Annotated in this window: 16 protein-coding genes; 1 reads left to right on the plus strand and 15 read right to left on the minus strand. The window is 63.6% G+C overall.

Going from position 1 to position 17,772, the window contains the following annotated elements:
• Positions 1-4: 4 nt before the first annotated feature.
• The 13 genes from X739_RS149475 to X739_RS149415 form a co-directional block, all read right to left on the minus strand.
• The gene (locus X739_RS149475; RefSeq protein ID WP_023794919.1) at positions 5-2,965 is read right to left on the minus strand and encodes a bifunctional [glutamine synthetase] adenylyltransferase/[glutamine synthetase]-adenylyl-L-tyrosine phosphorylase; all 2,961 of its coding nucleotides are present in this window, start codon (positions 2,963-2,965) and stop codon (positions 5-7) included.
• On the minus strand, positions 2,965-4,440 hold the full coding sequence (locus X739_RS149470; RefSeq protein WP_023794920.1) for an ATP-binding protein: 1,476 nt from the start codon (positions 4,438-4,440) through the stop codon (positions 2,965-2,967). Before X739_RS149470 ends, X739_RS149475 begins: the two co-directional genes overlap by 1 nt.
• Positions 4,441-4,448: 8 nt before the next feature.
• Positions 4,449-5,123, minus strand: a complete 675-nt coding sequence (locus X739_RS149465) for a response regulator transcription factor (protein WP_023771592.1) — start codon at positions 5,121-5,123, stop codon at positions 4,449-4,451.
• 350 nt (positions 5,124-5,473) lie between these two features.
• The gene (locus X739_RS149460) at positions 5,474-7,024 is read right to left on the minus strand and encodes a Do family serine endopeptidase (RefSeq protein WP_023771591.1); all 1,551 of its coding nucleotides are present in this window, start codon (positions 7,022-7,024) and stop codon (positions 5,474-5,476) included.
• A 132-nt stretch (positions 7,025-7,156) separates the two neighbouring features.
• Complete coding sequence (locus X739_RS149455; RefSeq protein WP_023771590.1) at positions 7,157-7,621, minus strand: cytochrome c-type biogenesis protein; 465 nt, start codon at positions 7,619-7,621, stop codon at positions 7,157-7,159.
• Complete coding sequence (locus tag X739_RS149450) at positions 7,618-9,603, minus strand: heme lyase CcmF/NrfE family subunit (RefSeq protein WP_023771589.1); 1,986 nt, start codon at positions 9,601-9,603, stop codon at positions 7,618-7,620. The genes X739_RS149455 and X739_RS149450 overlap by 4 nt, the downstream gene beginning before the upstream one ends.
• A gap of 32 nt (positions 9,604-9,635) precedes the next feature.
• Complete coding sequence (gene ccmE, locus X739_RS149445; protein WP_015318623.1) at positions 9,636-10,079, minus strand: cytochrome c maturation protein CcmE; 444 nt, start codon at positions 10,077-10,079, stop codon at positions 9,636-9,638.
• A gap of 8 nt (positions 10,080-10,087) precedes the next feature.
• Complete coding sequence (gene ccmI / locus X739_RS149440; protein WP_023771588.1) at positions 10,088-11,224, minus strand: c-type cytochrome biogenesis protein CcmI; 1,137 nt, start codon at positions 11,222-11,224, stop codon at positions 10,088-10,090.
• A gap of 123 nt (positions 11,225-11,347) precedes the next feature.
• The gene (locus X739_RS149435; RefSeq protein WP_023771587.1) at positions 11,348-11,788 is read right to left on the minus strand and encodes a hypothetical protein; all 441 of its coding nucleotides are present in this window, start codon (positions 11,786-11,788) and stop codon (positions 11,348-11,350) included.
• Positions 11,789-11,975: 187 nt separating this feature from the next.
• Positions 11,976-13,409 (minus strand): ATP-binding protein, encoded by a 1,434-nt coding sequence (locus X739_RS149430; RefSeq protein WP_023771586.1) that lies wholly within the window; start codon positions 13,407-13,409, stop codon positions 11,976-11,978.
• On the minus strand, positions 13,393-14,058 hold the full coding sequence (locus X739_RS149425) for a response regulator transcription factor (protein WP_015318627.1): 666 nt from the start codon (positions 14,056-14,058) through the stop codon (positions 13,393-13,395). Before X739_RS149425 ends, X739_RS149430 begins: the two co-directional genes overlap by 17 nt.
• 77 nt (positions 14,059-14,135) lie before the next feature.
• Positions 14,136-14,435, minus strand: a complete 300-nt coding sequence (locus X739_RS149420) for a hypothetical protein (protein WP_023771585.1) — start codon at positions 14,433-14,435, stop codon at positions 14,136-14,138.
• A 171-nt stretch (positions 14,436-14,606) separates the two neighbouring features.
• A complete protein-coding gene (locus tag X739_RS149415; protein WP_023771584.1) occupies positions 14,607-15,014 on the minus strand; it encodes a DUF3168 domain-containing protein in 408 nt (135 codons plus the stop codon).
• Positions 15,015-15,336: 322 nt separating this feature from the next.
• Here X739_RS149415 and X739_RS149410 point away from each other — a divergent pair, with 322 nt between their 5' ends.
• Positions 15,337-16,125: a fumarylacetoacetate hydrolase family protein gene (locus tag X739_RS149410; protein WP_023794921.1), complete on the plus strand. Its 789-nt coding sequence runs from the start codon at positions 15,337-15,339 to the stop codon at positions 16,123-16,125.
• On the opposite strand, the gene X739_RS149405 is transcribed toward X739_RS149410, so the two are convergent.
• Both X739_RS149405 and X739_RS149400 read right to left on the minus strand, forming a co-directional pair.
• Positions 16,122-16,937: an ABC transporter permease gene (locus tag X739_RS149405; protein WP_023771583.1), complete on the minus strand. Its 816-nt coding sequence runs from the start codon at positions 16,935-16,937 to the stop codon at positions 16,122-16,124. The genes X739_RS149410 and X739_RS149405 overlap by 4 nt on opposite strands.
• Positions 16,937-17,770 (minus strand): ABC transporter permease, encoded by an 834-nt coding sequence (locus X739_RS149400; RefSeq protein ID WP_023771582.1) that lies wholly within the window; start codon positions 17,768-17,770, stop codon positions 16,937-16,939. The genes X739_RS149405 and X739_RS149400 overlap by 1 nt, the downstream gene beginning before the upstream one ends.
• Positions 17,771-17,772: the final 2 nt, after the last annotated feature.

Genomic DNA, 17,772 nt, shown 5'->3' on the forward strand with positions numbered 1-17,772 from the left:
TTGGTCACGACCCTCCGGTACGAAGCAGAAGGTCGAAATCCTTCCTAACCTTTTGCGACGTCTCCTTGAGATGTGCTTCCAGCACACCGAAATCCGGCAGGTCGGTGACCGCCAGAAGCAGATCCGAAAGCCCCGGCGGAACGTCGTCACGTTCGAACGGTCCGGTGAGGCACAGCCGCGTCATCTGGGTCAGTGCCAGATAAAGGGTGTAAGCCTCGCCGAGGTCCTGACTGATCACGGCATTGGCGAAACGGGGCGTCAGACGAGACAGGATCTCGGCCGTACCGGTGGCGCGCGGCCCGGCCTCGACCTGCCCAGTGATGACAGCCACCTGGGCGATGAATTCGAGATCGATCAGACCGCCCGGGATCAGCTTGATGTCCCACAGGTCGCGGGGCGGTTTTTCCTGCTCGATCATGGCGCGCATGTCGGAAGCTTCGGTTTTCACCTTCGCCGCGTCGCGTGGCTGGCCGAGCAGCGCGGCGACTTCCGCTTCAACCTCGGCGCAGAGGCCGGCGTCGCCAGCAATCGGCCGCGCCCGCGACAGCGCCATGTGTTCCCAGGTCCAGGCTTCCTTGCGCTGGTATTTCTTGAAGGCATCGATATGGGTGGCGACCGGTCCCTTGTTGCCGGACGGCCGCAAACGCAGGTCGAGCTCGTAAAGCACCCCTTCCGCCGTCGGTGCCGATACCGCGGATATCAGCCGCTGCGTCAAGCGGGTGTAGTAATGCGACGGCGCCAGCGGCTTTTCGCCATCAGAGTCCTCGGCGTCCGCGTCGTGATCGTAAAGCAGGATGAGATCGACATCCGATCCGGCCGTCAATTCGCGGCTGCCAAGCTTGCCCATCCCAAGCAGCGAAACCACGCCACCGGCGATCGTGCCGTGGCGCACCGCGAATTCGGCCATCACCGCTTGCAAGGCCGCCGCAATGGTCAGGTCAGCAAGATCTGAAAAAGCACGGCCGGCGCGGGCCGGATCGATCGAGCCCGCGAGCAGCCGCACACCGATCAGGAATTTCTGCTCGGAAGCAAATATGCGTAAGCGGTCGAGCACGTCCTCATAGGCCCTGTCGCCCTCGAGGAAGGCGGAAAGCCGCCCCGAGAGATAGGCGCGGTCTGGCAGCTCGGTCAGCAACGCCGGGTCGAGCAAGCCGTCGAACACATGCGGCCGGCGAGTGATGATGGCCGCCAGCCTTGGTGCCGCGCCCATGATCGTCGCCATCAGCTTGAGCAGTGCGGGATTCGACTGCAGCAGCGAAAACAGCTGGATGCCGGCCGGCAGGCCGGCGAGGAACTCGTCGAAACGGACCAGCGCCTCGTCGGCCCGGCGCGTCTGGCCAAAGGCCTTGAGCAGTGCCGGCGTCAGTTCCGTCAGCCGCTCGCGCGCCTCCGCCGACTGGGTGACGCGATAGCGGCCGAAATGCCAGCCGCGGATGACGCGGCAGATATCGCTCGGCCGCTGAAAGCCGAGGCCGTGCAGGGTCTGCAGCGTGTCCGGGTCGTCGACGTCACCGGTGAAGACCAGGTTGCCGATGCCGGCCGAAAGCTCGGGCGCGGTTTCGAACAGCGCCGCATAGTGGCGCTCGACCTGCTGCAGCGAGGCACGGAAGGCCCCGGCGAACTCGGCGGCACCGGCAAAGCCCAGCATGCGGGCGATGCGCTCCAACCCTTCATCGTCTTCCGGCAGCGTGTGCGTCTGCTCGTCGGCCACCATCTGAATGGCGTGTTCGACCCGGCGCAGGAACCAGTACTGGAGGGCGAGTGCGTCTCGTGCGTCCGATGTGATCCAGCCTCGGGCCGCGAGCTGACCGAGCATCGGCACGGTTTCGCGGCCGCGCAGCTCCGGAAAGCGGCCGCCGGCGATGAGCTGCTGGGTCTGGACGAAGAACTCGATCTCGCGGATGCCGCCGCGCCCAAGCTTGACGTTGTGCCCTTTCACGGCGATCTCGCCATGGCCCTTGTGGGCATGAATCTGGCGCTTGATCGAATGGACGTCGGCAATCGCCGCGTAGTCCATGTATTTGCGCCAGATATAGGGCTGGAGTTCCTTGAGGAATGCATCGCCCGCGGCGAGATCGCCGGCCACCGGGCGCGCCTTGATCATCGCGGCGCGTTCCCAGTTCTGGCCACGCGCTTCGTAATAGCGAAGCGCGGCTTCAACCGGGATAGCCAGCGGGGTGGAGCCGGGATCGGGACGCAACCGCAGATCGGTACGGAAGACATAGCCGTGCTCGGTGCGGTCCTGCAGGATGCGAACCAGCCGACGCGTCAGGCGTGAGAACAGGTCGGTGACGTCGAGAGGATCGACCACGGCGGGTGCCTCCGGATCGAAGAACACGACGAGGTCGATGTCGGACGAGAAATTCAGCTCATGCGCGCCGAGCTTGCCCATGCCGAGCAGGATCCAGCCCGATCGATGCGAGGGGTTGTCGAGGTCGGGCAGCTTGAGCTTGCCCAAGCCATGCGCGTCACGCAGCAGGAAATCGACTGCCGCGCGGGTGCAGGCGTCGGCGAGATCGCTCAACCGCCTTACGGTCAGCGAGGTTTCGGCCTCGCCCGAAAGATCGGCGAGCGCGATCAGGAAATGTGCCTCGGCCTTATGCCGGCGCAGCTCCATCATCAGGCCGGATTCCGAGACTGTTTCGGCCAAGGGCGCCTTGTCGATCGCGGCGGTGATCGCCTTCAGACGGGCCTCTATCGGCAGGTCGAACAGCCCGTCCAGGATTTGGGGCCGGCGGCGCGCCGTATCGCGCAGGAATGGCGAAAGGTCGAAGACAGCGGCGAGGAGATCCTGCGCCTTGCCTTTGCCGGCCAGGAATTTGGCCACCCGTGTCAGCCCCTCTTCGCGCGCTGCGTCCGCGATTTCGGTGAGCTCCTGTCGTGCCCGGGCCTCGTCGAGCGGGACAAGCGGGGTTTCCAGGCTGAGCAGCCAGTCTGTCTTGCTCCGCTTGGCGACGGCCTCCATCAGTGATCCTCGCGCGCCGGGAAACTCATGGCCACGGATAGTCCTGGATTGCCAGGCAGCAGGTCAAGCCGCCCGTAATGGAATGTCATGACCGCCTTGGCGAGACTGAGGCCAAGGCCAGAACCAGGCTGCGAACGGCTCTTCTCCAGCCGCACGAAGCGCTCCGTCGCCCGGGCGCGATCGGCGTCGTCTGGAATGCCCTGGCCATTGTCCGTGACGGAAAGCCTGATCTCGCCGTGCGTGCGTTCGAGCTTTACACGGACCGCCGGCTTGGACGTCGAATCGGTCGAGTACTTGATCGCATTGTCGACGATGTTGGAGAGCGCCTGGCCGATCAGCTCGCGGTTGCCGTCGACGACAAAAACACCATTCACGTCGGTGTCCAGCGAAACGCCAGCCTCCTCGGCCACCGGCTCATAGAGTTCGACGACATCACGTACGGCCGCCGCCAGATCGACGCGGTGGGTGTGCTCGGAAGAATAGCCCGCCTCCAGCCGGGAGATCATCAGGATGGCGTTGAAGGTCTTTATCAGCTGGTCGGACTCGGCGATGGTGCCTTCCAGCGCCTGCCTGTAGTCCGATGTCTTCTGCTTGCCGGAAAGCGTCGCTTCGGCCCGGTTGCGCAGCCGGGTCAGCGGCGTCTTAAGGTCATGCGCGATGTTGTCGGAAACCTGCTTAAGGCCTTCGTTGAGCGTGGCGATCCTGGCCAGCATGGCGTTGAGGTTTTCCGAAAGCCGGTCGAACTCGTCGCCGGTGCCGGTCACCGGCAGCCGGCCGGAGAGATCCCCGCCCATGATGCGCCGGCTTGCCTCCGACACGCCATCGATACGCTTCAGCGCCGCGCGGCCGACAAAGAACCAGATCAGGATGCCACCCAGGGCCATCATGCCGAGCGCCAGCATCAGCGAACGGCGTATGACGGCACGGAACCGCTCTGGTTCCCCGAGATCGCGGCCGACCAGCATGATCATCTGGTTCGGCAGCCGAAGCACCAGGGCAATGGCGTTGTGGCCCTTCTCGCCCTGCGCTTGCGTGTCGCTCTGGTCGGGCTGTGCGGTCCCCTTGTCGGCAGGCAAGTTGCGTAGACGATCGAGTTCTCCCTCGCCAAAGCGCTGATAGGAAAATGGGCTGGTGGTCCAGCCTTCGTTTTCGAGAACGCCCGGCTCGAGGCTCTGCACGTTACCGGTCAGGATCTGGCCGTTGGCATCGGCGATCAGATAGAGATTGGCGCCGGGCTGCCGCGAGCGGGCCTCGACCACGCGGACCAATACCGGAAGGCCACCGCGCTGATAGGCGCGGGCAAGGCCGAGCACCTCGTCGTTGATGGTCTCCTGCGTCTGCCCGGTCAGCATGCGCGCCGAAAGCGAAGTCATATAGAGGACGAGCAGCACCGCGCAGAGCGCGAAGAGCAAGAGATATAGCGCCGAAAGCCGCGCGGCCGTCGTCTTCATGATGGCGGGCACGGAAAGCGCCATGCCGCCGCCTAGCCGCCCTTCAGCATGTAGCCGGCGCCGCGAACGGTATGCAGGATCGGCTTGTCGAAGCCCTTTTCGATCTTGCCGCGCAGCCGGGAGACGTGGACGTCGATGACGTTGGTCTGCGGATCGAAATGATAGTCCCAGACATTTTCGAGCAGCATCGTGCGCGTCACAACCTGGCCGGCATGGCGCATGAGATATTCGAGCAGGCGGAATTCGCGCGGTTGGAGCGTGATCTCACGCGCCGCCCGGCGGACAGAATGCGAGAGCCTGTCGAGTTCAAGATCGCCAACCCGGTAGACGGTCTCGGCCTCCTTGGCGCTGGCGCGTCGGTTGAGCACCTCGACACGAGCCAGAAGTTCGGAAAAGGCATAGGGCTTGGTCAGATAATCGTCGCCGCCGGCGCGGAGGCCGGTGACCCGGTCATCGACTTCGCCCAGCGCCGAAAGGATGAGCACCGGCGTCGTGTTGCCCCTGGAGCGGAGAGCGGCAATGACCGACAGGCCGTCGCGGCGCGGCATCATCCGATCGATGACCATCACATCGTAGTCACCCGCATCGGCAAGCGCGAAGCCGGTCTCGCCGTCACCCGCAACATGCGCGGTATGACCGGCTTCGGTGAAGGCTTTCTGCAGATAATCCGCAGCCTCGCGATCGTCTTCTATGACGAGAATCTTCATAGGGCCGTTATACGCGATTTCGCTTGAAGGTTGAGTAGCCGGCATCTGCATTTTAGCCTTAGCCAAAGCGCATCGCGATCAAGACGATCGAGAGCGTACGCGACAAAATCTTTGTTCCGTGGCGTCGTTAGGCCGAACATGCCAGTTTCCGGTCATGTCGTTACCTGCAACCGGGACCAACCGGCATCGGGCACGAGGCCTGAGTGGGCAGCCACATGCGGGCGCGGCAACGGGCGATGGGAAGCCCGCTGCCGCTGAGAAAGAGCACGATGACTGACTAACGGGCTCTCCTCCTACTTTCCCATGCGGCGACTCGGGGGTGTTGAAACCGCCGCATTGGAAAAGTCGTCTCAGCCCTTGGCCACCGGCACCGCGACGAAGCGGTTGTTGTCGTCACGGGTGATCTGCATCAGCACCGCCTTGCGTCCGGATTTGACCGCATCGGCCATGGCCTTGGTGACGTCTTCGGTGCCGTTGACCTCCGCCGAGTTGACCGCGGTGATGACGTCGCCCGGCTGGATGCCGCGATCGGCGGCGGCGCTGTCGGGGTCGACGTCCGTCACCACCAGACCCTTGCCGTTTTCAGACTTGGTGACGGTGAGGCCAAGATCGGCCAGCGTGTCAGGCTTTGCGGGAGCGGCAGGCTGCTGTTGCTGGTCGTTCGAGGCCTGCTTGTCGCTCGCCGGCAGTTTGCCGAGATCGACCTTGACCGTCTGACTCTTGCCGTCGCGCCAAACCGTCACATCAACCGACTTGCCCGGCGAATAGGCGCCGATCAGGCGGGCGAGTTCCTTCGGGGACGCAACGTCCTTGCCGTCGACCTGGGTGATCACGTCGCCGGCTGATATGCCGGCCTTCTTGCCGGGGCCATCGTCCTGGGCGCTGGACACCAACGCGCCATTGTTGGACTTCAGGCTGAGCGATTCGGCTATGTCGGAGGTGACCGGCTGGATTTCGACGCCGAGCCAGCCGCGCTGCACCGCACCGCTCTTCATCAGGTCGCCCACGACCTGCTTGGCGGTCGAGGCCGGAATGTCGAAGGCGATGCCGACACTGCCGCCCGAAGGCGAGAAGATGGCGGTGTTGATGCCGACCACCTGGCCGTTGAGATTGAAGGTCGGGCCGCCTGAATTGCCGCGGTTGACCGAGGCGTCGATCTGGAGGAAATCGTCATAGGGGCCGGCGCCGATATCGCGGCCGCGCGCCGAGACGATGCCGGCGGTGACGGTGCCACCGAGACCGAACGGATTGCCGACAGCCACGACCCAGTCGCCGACACGAACCTTGGAATCGTCGGCGAAGTCGACATAGGTGAACTTGCCGCCACCATCGACCTTGAGCACGGCGAGATCGGTGCGCGGATCGGTGCCGACCAGCTTGGCGTCGAGTTCCTTGCCGTCATTGGTCACAACGGTGAAGGCGGTGCCCTCTTCGACGACGTGGTTGTTGGTGACGAGGTAACCGTCTTCGGAGATGAAGAAGCCGGAGCCCTGCGCTACCGGGCGCGGCTCGCCGTTGTTGCGATCGCGATGACCGAAGCGACGATGACCTTCGTCGTTCTGGCCGCCCTGGTCGCCAAAGCCACGGAATTCCTTAAAGAAACGACGCAGCTGCGGATTGTTGGGAAGATTGTCGAGGCCGTCCTGATCGTCGGAGCCATCATCGGCGGTCGGCTGAATCTTGGCCTTGACCTTGACGCTGACCACGGCCGGCGACACACGCTCCACGACATCGGCGAAGCTCAGAACCTGCGGGGCTTCGACGCGCACGGCGTCAGCGAGAACGGGGCTGGTTCCGCTGGTCAACGCGCCAACGCCGATCGCACCGGCGACCGCGACAGACGCGGCAGCAGCCAGAAGACGCTTGCGGGTGCGGAAATATGAATCGGGGGCAATATTCATGGATCTCTTATCCTCTTTCAAACGGACGCGCCTTGATCGGCATCCTCAAGGAACAACAATTAGGGAAGCGCACATTACGACGCCATTTCCGGCACATGAAACTTTGGTAATGTTGGCGGGCGACGGCAACCGTCAGTCGCGGCGGAGGATCGCATCCAATGCCGCCTGCTCTTCGACCGAAAGCGCTGCCGTTGCTGGAAGCCGGCGTGACCGTGCACTGAGCACTATGAACACGCCGGCCAAAAGCAGGAGAACCGGCGTGCCCCACAGCATCGCGTTGCGCAGATCGAAGCGTGGCTTCAGCAGCACGAACTCGCCATAACGCGAAACCACATAATCCATCACCTGGCGGTCGGTATCGCCCGCGACAAGGCGTTGTCGCACCAGGATACGCAGGTCCCTGGCAAGGTCGGCATCGGACTCGTCGATCGACTGGTTCTGGCAGACCATGCAGCGCAGGCCCTCCGACAGCGCCCGCGCCCGCGCCTCGAGTGCCGGGTTGGCCAGCATCTCGTCGGGCTTCACCGCCATTGCCGTTCCGGCGAAGAACAACGCCAGCAACAGGACTATCGACGTCAACGAAAGCCTTGCCCTCATGGCAGGCCTGCAGGCGCCACCGCCTGCTTGCGACGGCGCGATGGCGCGCCGACCCGCAGGCGCCTGTCCATCAGCGACATCGCCGCACCCGCCATCATCACCAGGCCGCCACCCCAGATCAGTGTCACCAGCGGCTTCCACCACAGACGCACCACGACCGAGCCGTCCTTGCCCTCGTCGCCGAGCGAAATGTAGAGCTGAGAAAGGCCAATGGTCTTGATGCCGGACTCCGTCGTCGTCATCTGCCGCACCGGATAGAAACGCTTGGCGGAGCTGACTTCGCTGACAGGGCTGCCGCTGACGCCGATCAGCTCGAAACGCCCGCGATCCTCGTTGTAGTTCGGTCCCTGCGCAGGATAGAGCCCGACGAACCGCACCATGCGGCCGGAGATTTCGACGGTTTCGCCGGCATGCATGGACAGGATCTTCTCCGTGCCGAAGCAGAGCGTGCCAACGATGCCGAGCACGGTCAGGCCGAGGCCAAGATGCGCCAAAGCGGTCCCGAAAACCGAGCGTGGCAAACCAACCAGACGCCTGACCATTGTCGGCGTTGCGACACTGCCAATCCCCGCCTTGATAGCAAGGTCGGTCAGCGCGCCGAGGATCAGCCAGACGCCGAGGCCGACGCCAACCGCGGCAAGCACCGAAGCGCCGTCGATGAACAGGACCGTAACCAGCGTCGCAAGAAGCGCGGCCGCGAACGCGGCCATCAGACGCTGCGCGACGCCGAAGACATCGCCGCGCTTCCAGGCCAGCAGCGGCCCAAAGGGAACCATCACCAGCAGCGGCACCATCAGCGGGGCGAAGGTGAGGTTGAAGAACGGCGCTCCGACCGAAATCTTGTCGGCCGAAAAAGCCTCGATCGCCAGCGGATAGAGCGTGCCGACGAGCACCGTGGCGGTCGCCGTGGTCAGGAACAGATTGTTGAGGACGAGCGCGCCTTCGCGCGAAACCGGGTGAAACAGGCCGCCTGCCGTCAGCTTCGAGGCGCGCAGCGCAAACAGCACCAGCGAGCCGCCGATGAACAGCGTCAGGATGCACAGGATAAAGACGCCGCGCGTCGGATCGGTCGCAAAGGCGTGGACGGAAGTCAGGACGCCCGAACGCACCAGGAAGGTGCCGAGCAGCGACAGCGAGAAGGTGAGAATGGCGAGCAGCAGCGTCCAGATCTTCAACGCCGAGCGCTTTTCCATGACGATGGCCGAATGCAGCAGCGCGGTGCCCGCCAGCCACGGCATGAAGGAAGCGTTCTCGACCGGATCCCAGAACCAGAAACCGCCCCAGCCGAGTTCGTAATAGGCCCAGTACGATCCCATGGCGATGCCGCCGGTCAAGAACATCCAGGCGACCAGCGTCCATGGCCGTACCCAGCGCGCCCAGGAGGCATCGATGCGACCCTCGATGAGGGCGGCGACCGAGAAGGAAAAGCAGATCGAGAAGCCGACATAACCGAGATAGAGCATCGGTGGATGAATGGCGAGGCCAAGATCCTGCAGGATCGGGTTGAGATCGCGGCCTTCGATCGGCGCCGGATTGAGCCGGATGAAAGGATTGGAGGTCACCAGGATGAACAGGAAGAAGGCAGCGCCAATAGAGCCCTGCACGGCGAGCACATTGGCGCGCAGCGTCGCCGGCAAGTTGGAGCCGAAAGCGGCGACAAGCGCGCCGAAGAAGGTCAGGATCAGCACCCAGAGCAGCATCGAGCCTTCGTGATTGCCCCAGGTTCCGGTGATCTTGTAGATCAGCGGCTGCAGCGAATGCGAATTCTCCCAGACGTTCGCCAGGGAAAAATCAGAGCTTGCATAGGCGCTCGCAAGGGCCGCGAAGGACAACGCCGTCAACGCGAAACCGGTGACCGCGACCGGACCGCCAACCGCCATCAGGCGCTGGTTGTTCAGCCGCGCGCCAAACAGCGGCACGATCGTCTGCACCAGTGAAAGCGCGAACGCCAGAACCAGGGCGAAATGTCCGGTTTCAACCATTCGCGCGACTCACGCTTGCTGTTCTGCCAGAGTTATTCACTCTTGCTCTCCTGCCAGACGCCCTTGGCCTTCAGGCCGTCGGCTACTTCCTTGGGCATATAGCGCTCGTCGTGCTTGGCCAGAACGCTGTCGGCGACAAAGACGCCGTCAGGGCCGAAGGTACCCTCGGTGATGACACCCTGCTCCTCGCGGAAAAGGTCGGGCAAGATGCCGGTATAGGTCACCTTGACCGATTTGTGGGTGTCGGTGACCGAAAAGGCAACCGTTGCGCCCTGGCCGCGCTGGATGGTGCCTTTTTCGACCAAACCGCCGAGCCTGATGCGCTGGCCCGGCTGAACGCTCGCCGTGGTCAGATCGGCCGGCATGTAGAAATAGGACGCTTTCTGGCCAAGCGCATAGAAGGTCAGCCCGGTGGCTGCACCCAGAAAAACCAATCCGCCCGCGATCACCGACAATCGTTTCTGCTTGCGCGTCATACCCAATTCTACTCCGTCGCCGTCAAGCCGAGCGAGGCGGCAAAGGCGGTGAATTTCTTGGCTTCGTCACTATCGACCCCAAAGACCGCAATGGCGCGGCCCAGCGCATCGCGCGCCTGATCGGCCTTGCCCAGCACGACATAGGAACGAACCAGCCGCATCCATCCTTCCGGGTCGCGCGGATTTTGACGAAGTTTGTCGTCCAGGCCGGCGACCATGGTGTTGATCATGGCTTCCCTGTCCTGCTGCGACATGGAGGACGCCGCGTCGACATCGGCGGCATCGGGGCCTTTCGCGGCCGTGCCAGAGGCGACTTCCGGGCCGCCGGATTTGGCCAGCGCCTGTTCGACAGCGCCGCGCCATGGCGAATCCGGCGGCAGAGTACCAAGCATTGCCTGCCAGGCCGCCCCCGCTTCCTTGGCACGGCCCTCCTGCGCCAGTGCCATGGCCAGATAGAAGCCGGCTTTCGCATTGGCCGGGTCAAGCTTCAAGGCCGCCTCGAAGGCATCCTGGGCATCGGCCGAAACAATGCCGCCCGCCGCACCGGCGATCGCCTCGCCGAGACCGGCCTGACGGACAGCGCTGTCGCCGTCGAGGCGAATGGCGTTGCGGTAGGCCGCCGCGGCGTCGGCAAAGCGCTGCATACGCAGATAGACCGGCGCCAACACGTCCCAGCCCCTGCCGTCGGAAGGATTGGCGGCAAGATGGGCCTCGGCTCGCGCCACCAGCTCATCGACCGAACTGTCGGCGGGGTTCTTGGCCAACCGCTCGCTGAGCGGCTGCGATGGCAGGTCAGGCGAGCCGATCTGACTGTAGAGGCCCCAACTGACCAACGGAACCGCCAGCACCGCAACGGTCGCGAGAAGCCGCACGCTGCCCGATGGCCTGCCGGACGTCTTGGCCGCCAGGTCCGCGTTGCCCAGGCGAAGGATGCGGCGCGCGATCTCGGCGCGCGCCTCCGCGGCTTCGGCGGGCCCTATCAAGCCACGCGCGGCATCGCGGTCGAGTTCGGACAGTTGATCGCGATACACTTCCAGATCGTGATCGCCGCTCGATGATGCGCCCTCGGAGGCACCGGCCAACGGCAAAAGCACCGCCAGGCTGGCGCCCAGCGTGAGAATTGCGGCTATGACCCAGAACAGCATGGTTCTTCCAATAACGGCAGAGCCCTGCCCTGCCAACACAGGCATCCTGCGACGCTTTGACGGCACGCGCGCCGAATGTCGCGATCGAAATCCACCGGCCGGATCGCAACGGGACCCGGTTGGCTAGGTCAATGGCGTCCAACTGCCGTCGGCATTGCGACAGGCTGTTCCGTGCGCCGTGACGCTGGCGCCGCCCGCGAACACCGTCTGCGTGTATTGGCGGCAATCCTGCGAACCGACGCGGTAAGGCTGGGCTGGGACGACCTCTCCATAGCGCGAGGCCTGATCGCCCTTCCAGGTCACCTTCTGGCCGCTGGTGTTGTATTCGAGCGCCTTGTATTCGGCCTCGAGCGCGCTGCGCTTCTCCGTGTCGCTCAGACCGTTGCCGATCGACCCGCCAATGAGGCCGCCGCCCATGGCGGAAATGATCGACTTGGTGACGACCTTGCCGCCGGCCGGAGGCGTCGAGGCCGGTGTCGCCGCCACGGTCGGGCCCTTGCCGCTGAAGGTGGTGCAGCCCGACACGGCCAGCAATGCGGAAACAAGCGCGACGCGAATCTTCATGCCAACAACCGGTTTTCTTGAGTTGGAGCCTGCCATGGATGCGCCGGGGGCCGCGTCATCGGAGAAAGTAGGCGTGGCGATAGTGTTGATATTTGTCGGAAATTTGGCCGCTGGCGGCTGCTCCGGGGTCAATCGATATGCCGCCACAACATGCGCCTTCCATTGCTGCCGATTGGCTTGGGTAGCATTACTGCAGGCTCCGCAATCGCACCGCCGCCTTCAGTCCTCCCATGCCGGACCGATCGAGCGCCAGGGCGCCTCCATACTCGTTGACGAGATCGGCGACAATGGCAAGGCCCAGGCCTGTCCCAGGCTTGGTCTCATCGAGGCGCCGCCCCCGCTTCAGCGCTTCACGGGCCTTGTCCTCGGGAATACCCGGTCCGTCATCCTCGATGCTGATCTCGAACAGGCTCTCATCCTTGCCGGCCAAGGGCACGACCGAGACCGCGACAGCACTCCTTGCCCATTTCACCGCATTTTCGAGAAGATTGCCAAGCAGTTCCTCGAGGTCCTCGCGTTCGCCGGCAAAGACGATCTCGGTAGCCGGCAGCGACAGCGAAAGGCTGGTCTGCGGGTTCAGCTTCTGCAAAACGCGCACCATGCGCTGCACCAGCGGTGCCACCGGCGTGCGATAGACGACGCTGTCGCGCTGCGCCGCGACGCGGGCACGCTGCAGGTAATGGTCGATCTGCTTTTGCATGGAGGCGGCCTGCTCGGCGATCAACTGTCCCTTGGCGCCGCCAAGCGCCCGGCCCTCGTTGAGCAGAACGGCGAGCGGTGTCTTCAGGGAATGGGCGAGGTTGCCGACCTGGGTCCGAGAGCGCTCCACGATGCGTTTGTTGTTTTCAATCAGCGCGTTGGTTTCGTTGGCTAACGGTTCGATCTCGGCCGGGAAGCGGCCGTCGAGCTTCTGTGCGGTGCCCTCCCGCACCATGGCAAGCGCGTTCCGGACCCGGCGCAGCGGCTGCAGTCCGAGCAGGATGGCAATGGCGTTGATGGCGATCATGCCGATGCCGAACAGGCTGAGATAGGTCAGCAAGCGGCGTTGGAACGTTCCTATTTCCTGCTCCAACTCGGTCTTGTTGCCCATGACGCGGAAGCGCGCGGCGCGGTTCTTCGCATCGAGAACGAATTCGCTCTCGAATACCACCAGTTCCTCGCCATTGATGCCTTGCGCGGCATAGCTGCGCTGGAAATTGGCGTTGAAGGGAACATCCGCCACGTCCGGCGACGGGATGGTCCGGGTCATGGACGACGAGTGGAGATCGCCGTGAACGCCTTCCGAGGCGGGCTCGACGGACCAGTACCAGCCCGAATTCGGTTCCGAGAAACGGAGATCGCCAAGATCGGGGGAGCCCGTCAACGCGCCGCTGTCGGAGATGCCGATGGAGCCGATCAGGTTGAACAGATGCGCCGACAACAGGCTGTCGAAGCCCCGCTCGCTGGCCTGCCGGTAGAGGGTGGTGATCAGGGTGAAGATAACGACCAGGGTCAGGATCGCCCATACCGTGGAGAAGGCGATGACGCGGAACGTCAGCGAGCGCGGCCACGCGCGCAGCGAGAGCCGTCCGTCCACGGTCGGGTTGGTGGGGAGCGGTTCCGCCTTACGCCTCCGGCTCACGCATGCGGTAGCCCATGCCGCGTACCGTTTCGATCATGTCGATGCCCATCTTCTTGCGCAACCGCCCGACAAAGACCTCGATGGTGTTGGAATCACGGTCGAAGTCCTGGTCGTAGAGATGCTCGACCAGTTCGGTGCGCGAAACGACCTCGCCCATGTGGTGCATCAGATAGGCAAGCAGCCGGAATTCGTGCGACGTCAATTTCAGCGGCACGCCGTTGACATCGGCCTTCGAAGCCTTCGTGTCGAGACGCAGCGGCCCGCAGGTCAGTTCCGACGAGGCGTGGCCGGCCGCGCGGCGGATCAGGGCCCTGACGCGCGCCAGCACCTCCTCGATGTGGAACGGCTTGGTGACGTAGTCGTCGGCGCCCGCGTCGATGCCGGAGACCTTGTCGCTCCAGCGGTCACGAGCGGTCAGGATCAGCACCGGCATTTTGCGGCCGCCGCGACGCCAGCGCTCGACCACGCTGATGCCGTCCATCTGCGGCAGGCCGATGTCGAGCACAACGGCATCGTAAGGCTCTGTGTCGCCGAGGAAATGGCCCTCCTCGCCATCGAAGGCACGATCGACGACATAGCCGGCATCGACCAGCGCATCCGAGATCTGCCGGTTGAGATCCTTGTCATCCTCGACGACGAGTACGCGCATACGGGGACCAATGCCTGTTGATTGAAGATTTCAGGTATAGGCCGATTCCGCCGGCCTGGGAAACGGAGGGAGACCGGTCAGTTCTGTGGAACGACGATTTCGGAGCGGCGCGGACGTTGTCCGTCCTTGCCGGGCACGAGAACGACGATGACGCAGACCGGCTGACCGCCACGCGTCGATGCCGAGGCCTTGGCGAGCGTTCCGCCATTCTGCTGAGCCACCTGCTGACCGATCGCATAGCAGTCGGATGCAGCCAGGACGATCGGGCTGGCCTGATCGGGCTCGATGACCGGTATCGCCATTGCCTGCGACGCAAACAGCCCGGCGGCACTAAGCGCCAGGGTCGCGGTTCGGAAATGGAAGCGAAGCGTTTTCATGACCCGCGTTGTAACGCATCGGTGCTGAACGTGAAATGAACAGTGAACCGCGCTGAAACCATGCTCGCCACCCCTCTGCAACGCGAGACAGACACCTTGGATTTCACCGCCCCGCCAGTGAGACCCGCGAAAGCTCAATCTAGACTCCGTTTCGGTGATATTGAAAGTGCGTCACGCGTTTTCCTGCGTCAGCGCACGGAATCGCAGCAGCCCATGGTGGACAAGGAGTTCCTCATCATAGCGCGCCTCGCTGAATTCCAGCGACAGCCGCGTCTGGCCACGCGGGCCTATAACCAACACCGCTCCGGCAAGCCGCGCCTTGATGGCATCCATGATCGCCCGCGTCTCGTCCTCGCGATGCGCCTTCGACCAGACATGCAGCGTGATCAGCTGGTCGTCGTTGTTCTCGGCGCCGGTGTCCCATTCGAAGGCAGACGTCTGGCCTGAAGTCACGTAGGGAAAGGCTACGTTGTCGGTTGCCCGCTCGAGCAGTCCGGCGCCGCCCAGCAGCGCCGATAGCGACGCATCGCTTTTCAGTCTCAGAAACAGGGCCTGCTGCAAATCGCCGGGCGCGGTCATCGTCCATTTCCTTAAGCCGTTGCGCCATCGACAATGCTTTTCGTAAAGCCTGCCCATGTCCGCATCCCTTCTCAGATATAGCGGTTCGCCACGCGAAGACGATGGCGATTCGTCATCAGAATTATGAACGCCGATGATCTCGAAAATACGACTTGCCGACAATCTCGTCAGCCGGCGCGGTAGAGCCTGGCAGATTGACCATGAGCTTGCCTCCGATTGTCTGGTCACGCGATCTTGCCCCATATAGGCTGGTCCATGCGACGGAATGTTCCTTGCCGGCTTGGCCGGACAGAAGGCATGTTCCCGGTTTCCGGAGCTGACCATGCTCGATACAGAAAAGGCCAGGGCCGCGTCACGTCTGCTGGTAGGCCATTGGGACAACGGCACCCATCTCAACGCCATACCCGAGGAACAGCGGCCGAAAACACGCACCGAAGGTTACGCCATCCAGTCGCATGTCATGGAGCGTTCGGCGGCCCCGCTTTTCGGCTGGAAGATCGCGGCAACCAGCCTGGCCGGTCAAAGGCATATCAATGTCGACGGCCCGATGGCCGGGCGTCTGCTTGCAGAAAAAGCGGTCGAGATCGGCGGGATCGTCTCGCTCGCGACCAGCAAGATGCGGGTCGCCGAGGTCGAATTCGCGTTCCGTTTCAGCCGCCAGATCCCACCTCGCGCGGCACCTTATGAAATCGCTCAAGTCATGGACGCCGTGGCGACCTTGCATCCGGCGATCGAAATACCGGACTCACGATATGATGATTTCCGCGCTGTCGGCGCGCCGCAGCTGATCGCCGACAATGCCTGCGCCAATCTGTTTGTCATCGGCCAGCCCGCGGAAGGTGATTGGCGCGACGTGAACCTCGCGGAGCACCCCGTGACCGGTCTCGTCTCGGGTAAGTCGCGGCACGATGGAACGGGCGCGGCTGTATTGGGAGACCCGCGTATCGCGCTCACATGGATCGTCAATGAGCTGTCGGGGCTTGGCATAGCGCTCCAGCCGGGACAGGTGGTGATCACCGGAACTTGCGTGACACCGATCAGCGTCGCCGCCGGTGACGAAGTCATTGGCGATTTGGGCAGGTTTGGCAAAGTCTCGGTGCGGTTCGTCTAGAGCGGCCTGCTCCCCCGGTTCAGCCTGACCACGACGCTCCTCACCGCCAGAACCAGCACGGTGATGATGATCAAAATCACGGAAAGTGCGGCGATCGCCGGGTCGATGTTGTCGCGTAGTCCCATCCACATCAGGCGCGGCAGCGTGATGGCGTTGACCGAGGTGATGAACAAGGTGACGCCGATCTCTTCCCAGGACAGCACGAAAGACAGCAGTGCCGCGGTGACGATGCCGAACTTGATGTTGGGCATGATGACGCGCGTGGCGCGCTCCCAGACACTTGCGCCAAGCCCCCGCGCGGCAAGGTCGATGCGTCGGTCTAGCTGGCTAAGCGAGACCAGGATCAGCACCGTCGCGAACGGCACCGTCATCACCGAATGCGCCATCGCAACGCCAAGCCAGGTGTCGTAGCCAAAGAAGGAACTGACGCCCGAGATCGAGGTGAGCAGGAAATACAGCGTGACCGCCGAAACCACCGGCGGCACCACCATCGGCAACAGCACGAAGCCGACCAGGGTCGCGGTGAAGCGCGGCTGGAACATCCAGACGCCGAGGCTGAAGCAGAGCGCCAGCACAGTTGAAATGGCGCTGCTGACGATGCCGATCCGGATCGAAAGCAGGATCGACTGGAGCCAGCGCGGATCCTCGATCAGCGATCGGTAGTGGCGCAACGACAATTCCCCGGTCGGCATAGCCAGCATGCGGCTCGGCGTTAGCGACACGGGAATGACGGCAAGCAGCGGCAACAGCAGGAACAGCGCCACCAGGGCGGCGATAACCAGCGAGACAGGACCGGGGCGATAAGTCGGCATCAGATCAGCTGCTTCGGTCTGACATAACGGAACAAGAGCGCCATCAGCGCGCCGACGAACAATACCAGCACGACGCTGATCGCAGCCCCCAGCCCCCAGTCCGGGCTCTGGAAGATCCTGAGATAGATCAGTTCGGCGATCATCACGCTGCGCCCGCCACCGAGAATCGCCGGCGTGACGAAGAAACCGAGCGAGAAGACGAACACGATCATCGCGGAGCCGATAATGCCGGAGCGCGTCATCGGCACGAACACCGTCCAGAAGGTGCGCATGCGGCTGGAGCCGAGGCCGCGCGCGGCGAGCAGCACACGGTCGTCAAGGCTGCGCATGGCCGAAGCCAGCGGAAAGACGGCGAAAGGAATGAGGAAATGCGTCATGCCGACAATGACGCCGAATTCGTTGCGCACCAAAGTCAGCGGTTCGGAGATAAAACCGATCGACTGCAGCCAGGTGTTGATCAGGCCGCGATTGGACAGAAGCGCCACCCAGCCGAAGGCGCGTGTCAGCACCGAGATCCAGAACGGCACCAGGATGCAGAATTCGGCCATGAGACGCTGCGCCGGGCTGCCGCGAACCCAGACGAGCGTGATGGCATAGGCGGCGGCGACCGACACAATAGTGACAATCGCGGCGATGCGTAGCGTGCGGATGAACACCGACTGGACCAGATCGTCGGTGAGCAATGCCTGGTACTGGCCAAGCCCGGGCGTCGGCAAGGTGAAACTCCATTTCACCACGCCGAGAAATGGCCAGGCATAGGCAAGGCCGAGAAAAAGGAGCAGCGGCGCCATCAACAGCGCCGCGCCCATCCTGTCGGAGAGAACGCCTCTCATGT

Origin of the sequence: Mesorhizobium sp. LNHC209A00 (genome assembly GCF_000502915.1) — a bacterium.
In the GTDB taxonomy this organism is placed as follows: domain Bacteria; phylum Pseudomonadota; class Alphaproteobacteria; order Rhizobiales; family Rhizobiaceae; genus Mesorhizobium.

What these genes read in the sequence shown, in the direction of transcription:
- ccmE (WP_015318623.1), bottom strand. Translation starts at nt 10,079, where the DNA reads ATGACGCGCAAGCAGAAACGATTGTCGGTGATCGCGGGCGGATTGGTT.
- ccmI (WP_023771588.1), bottom strand. Translation starts at nt 11,224, where the DNA reads ATGCTGTTCTGGGTCATAGCCGCAATTCTCACGCTGGGCGCCAGCCTG.
- X739_RS149435 (WP_023771587.1), bottom strand. Translation starts at nt 11,788, where the DNA reads ATGAAGATTCGCGTCGCGCTTGTTTCCGCATTGCTGGCCGTGTCGGGC.
- X739_RS149455 (WP_023771590.1), bottom strand. Translation starts at nt 7,621, where the DNA reads ATGAGGGCAAGGCTTTCGTTGACGTCGATAGTCCTGTTGCTGGCGTTG.
- X739_RS149420 (WP_023771585.1), bottom strand. Translation starts at nt 14,435, where the DNA reads ATGAAAACGCTTCGCTTCCATTTCCGAACCGCGACCCTGGCGCTTAGT.
- X739_RS149425 (WP_015318627.1), bottom strand. Translation starts at nt 14,058, where the DNA reads ATGCGCGTACTCGTCGTCGAGGATGACAAGGATCTCAACCGGCAGATC.
- X739_RS149475 (WP_023794919.1), bottom strand. Translation starts at nt 2,965, where the DNA reads ATGGAGGCCGTCGCCAAGCGGAGCAAGACAGACTGGCTGCTCAGCCTG.
- X739_RS149410 (WP_023794921.1), top strand. Translation starts at nt 15,337, where the DNA reads ATGCTCGATACAGAAAAGGCCAGGGCCGCGTCACGTCTGCTGGTAGGC.
- X739_RS149465 (WP_023771592.1), bottom strand. Translation starts at nt 5,123, where the DNA reads ATGAAGATTCTCGTCATAGAAGACGATCGCGAGGCTGCGGATTATCTG.
- X739_RS149415 (WP_023771584.1), bottom strand. Translation starts at nt 15,014, where the DNA reads ATGACCGCGCCCGGCGATTTGCAGCAGGCCCTGTTTCTGAGACTGAAA.
- X739_RS149400 (WP_023771582.1), bottom strand. Translation starts at nt 17,770, where the DNA reads ATGAGAGGCGTTCTCTCCGACAGGATGGGCGCGGCGCTGTTGATGGCG.
- X739_RS149450 (WP_023771589.1), bottom strand. Translation starts at nt 9,603, where the DNA reads ATGGTTGAAACCGGACATTTCGCCCTGGTTCTGGCGTTCGCGCTTTCA.
- X739_RS149470 (WP_023794920.1), bottom strand. Translation starts at nt 4,440, where the DNA reads ATGGCGCTTTCCGTGCCCGCCATCATGAAGACGACGGCCGCGCGGCTT.
- X739_RS149460 (WP_023771591.1), bottom strand. Translation starts at nt 7,024, where the DNA reads ATGAATATTGCCCCCGATTCATATTTCCGCACCCGCAAGCGTCTTCTG.
- X739_RS149405 (WP_023771583.1), bottom strand. Translation starts at nt 16,937, where the DNA reads ATGCCGACTTATCGCCCCGGTCCTGTCTCGCTGGTTATCGCCGCCCTG.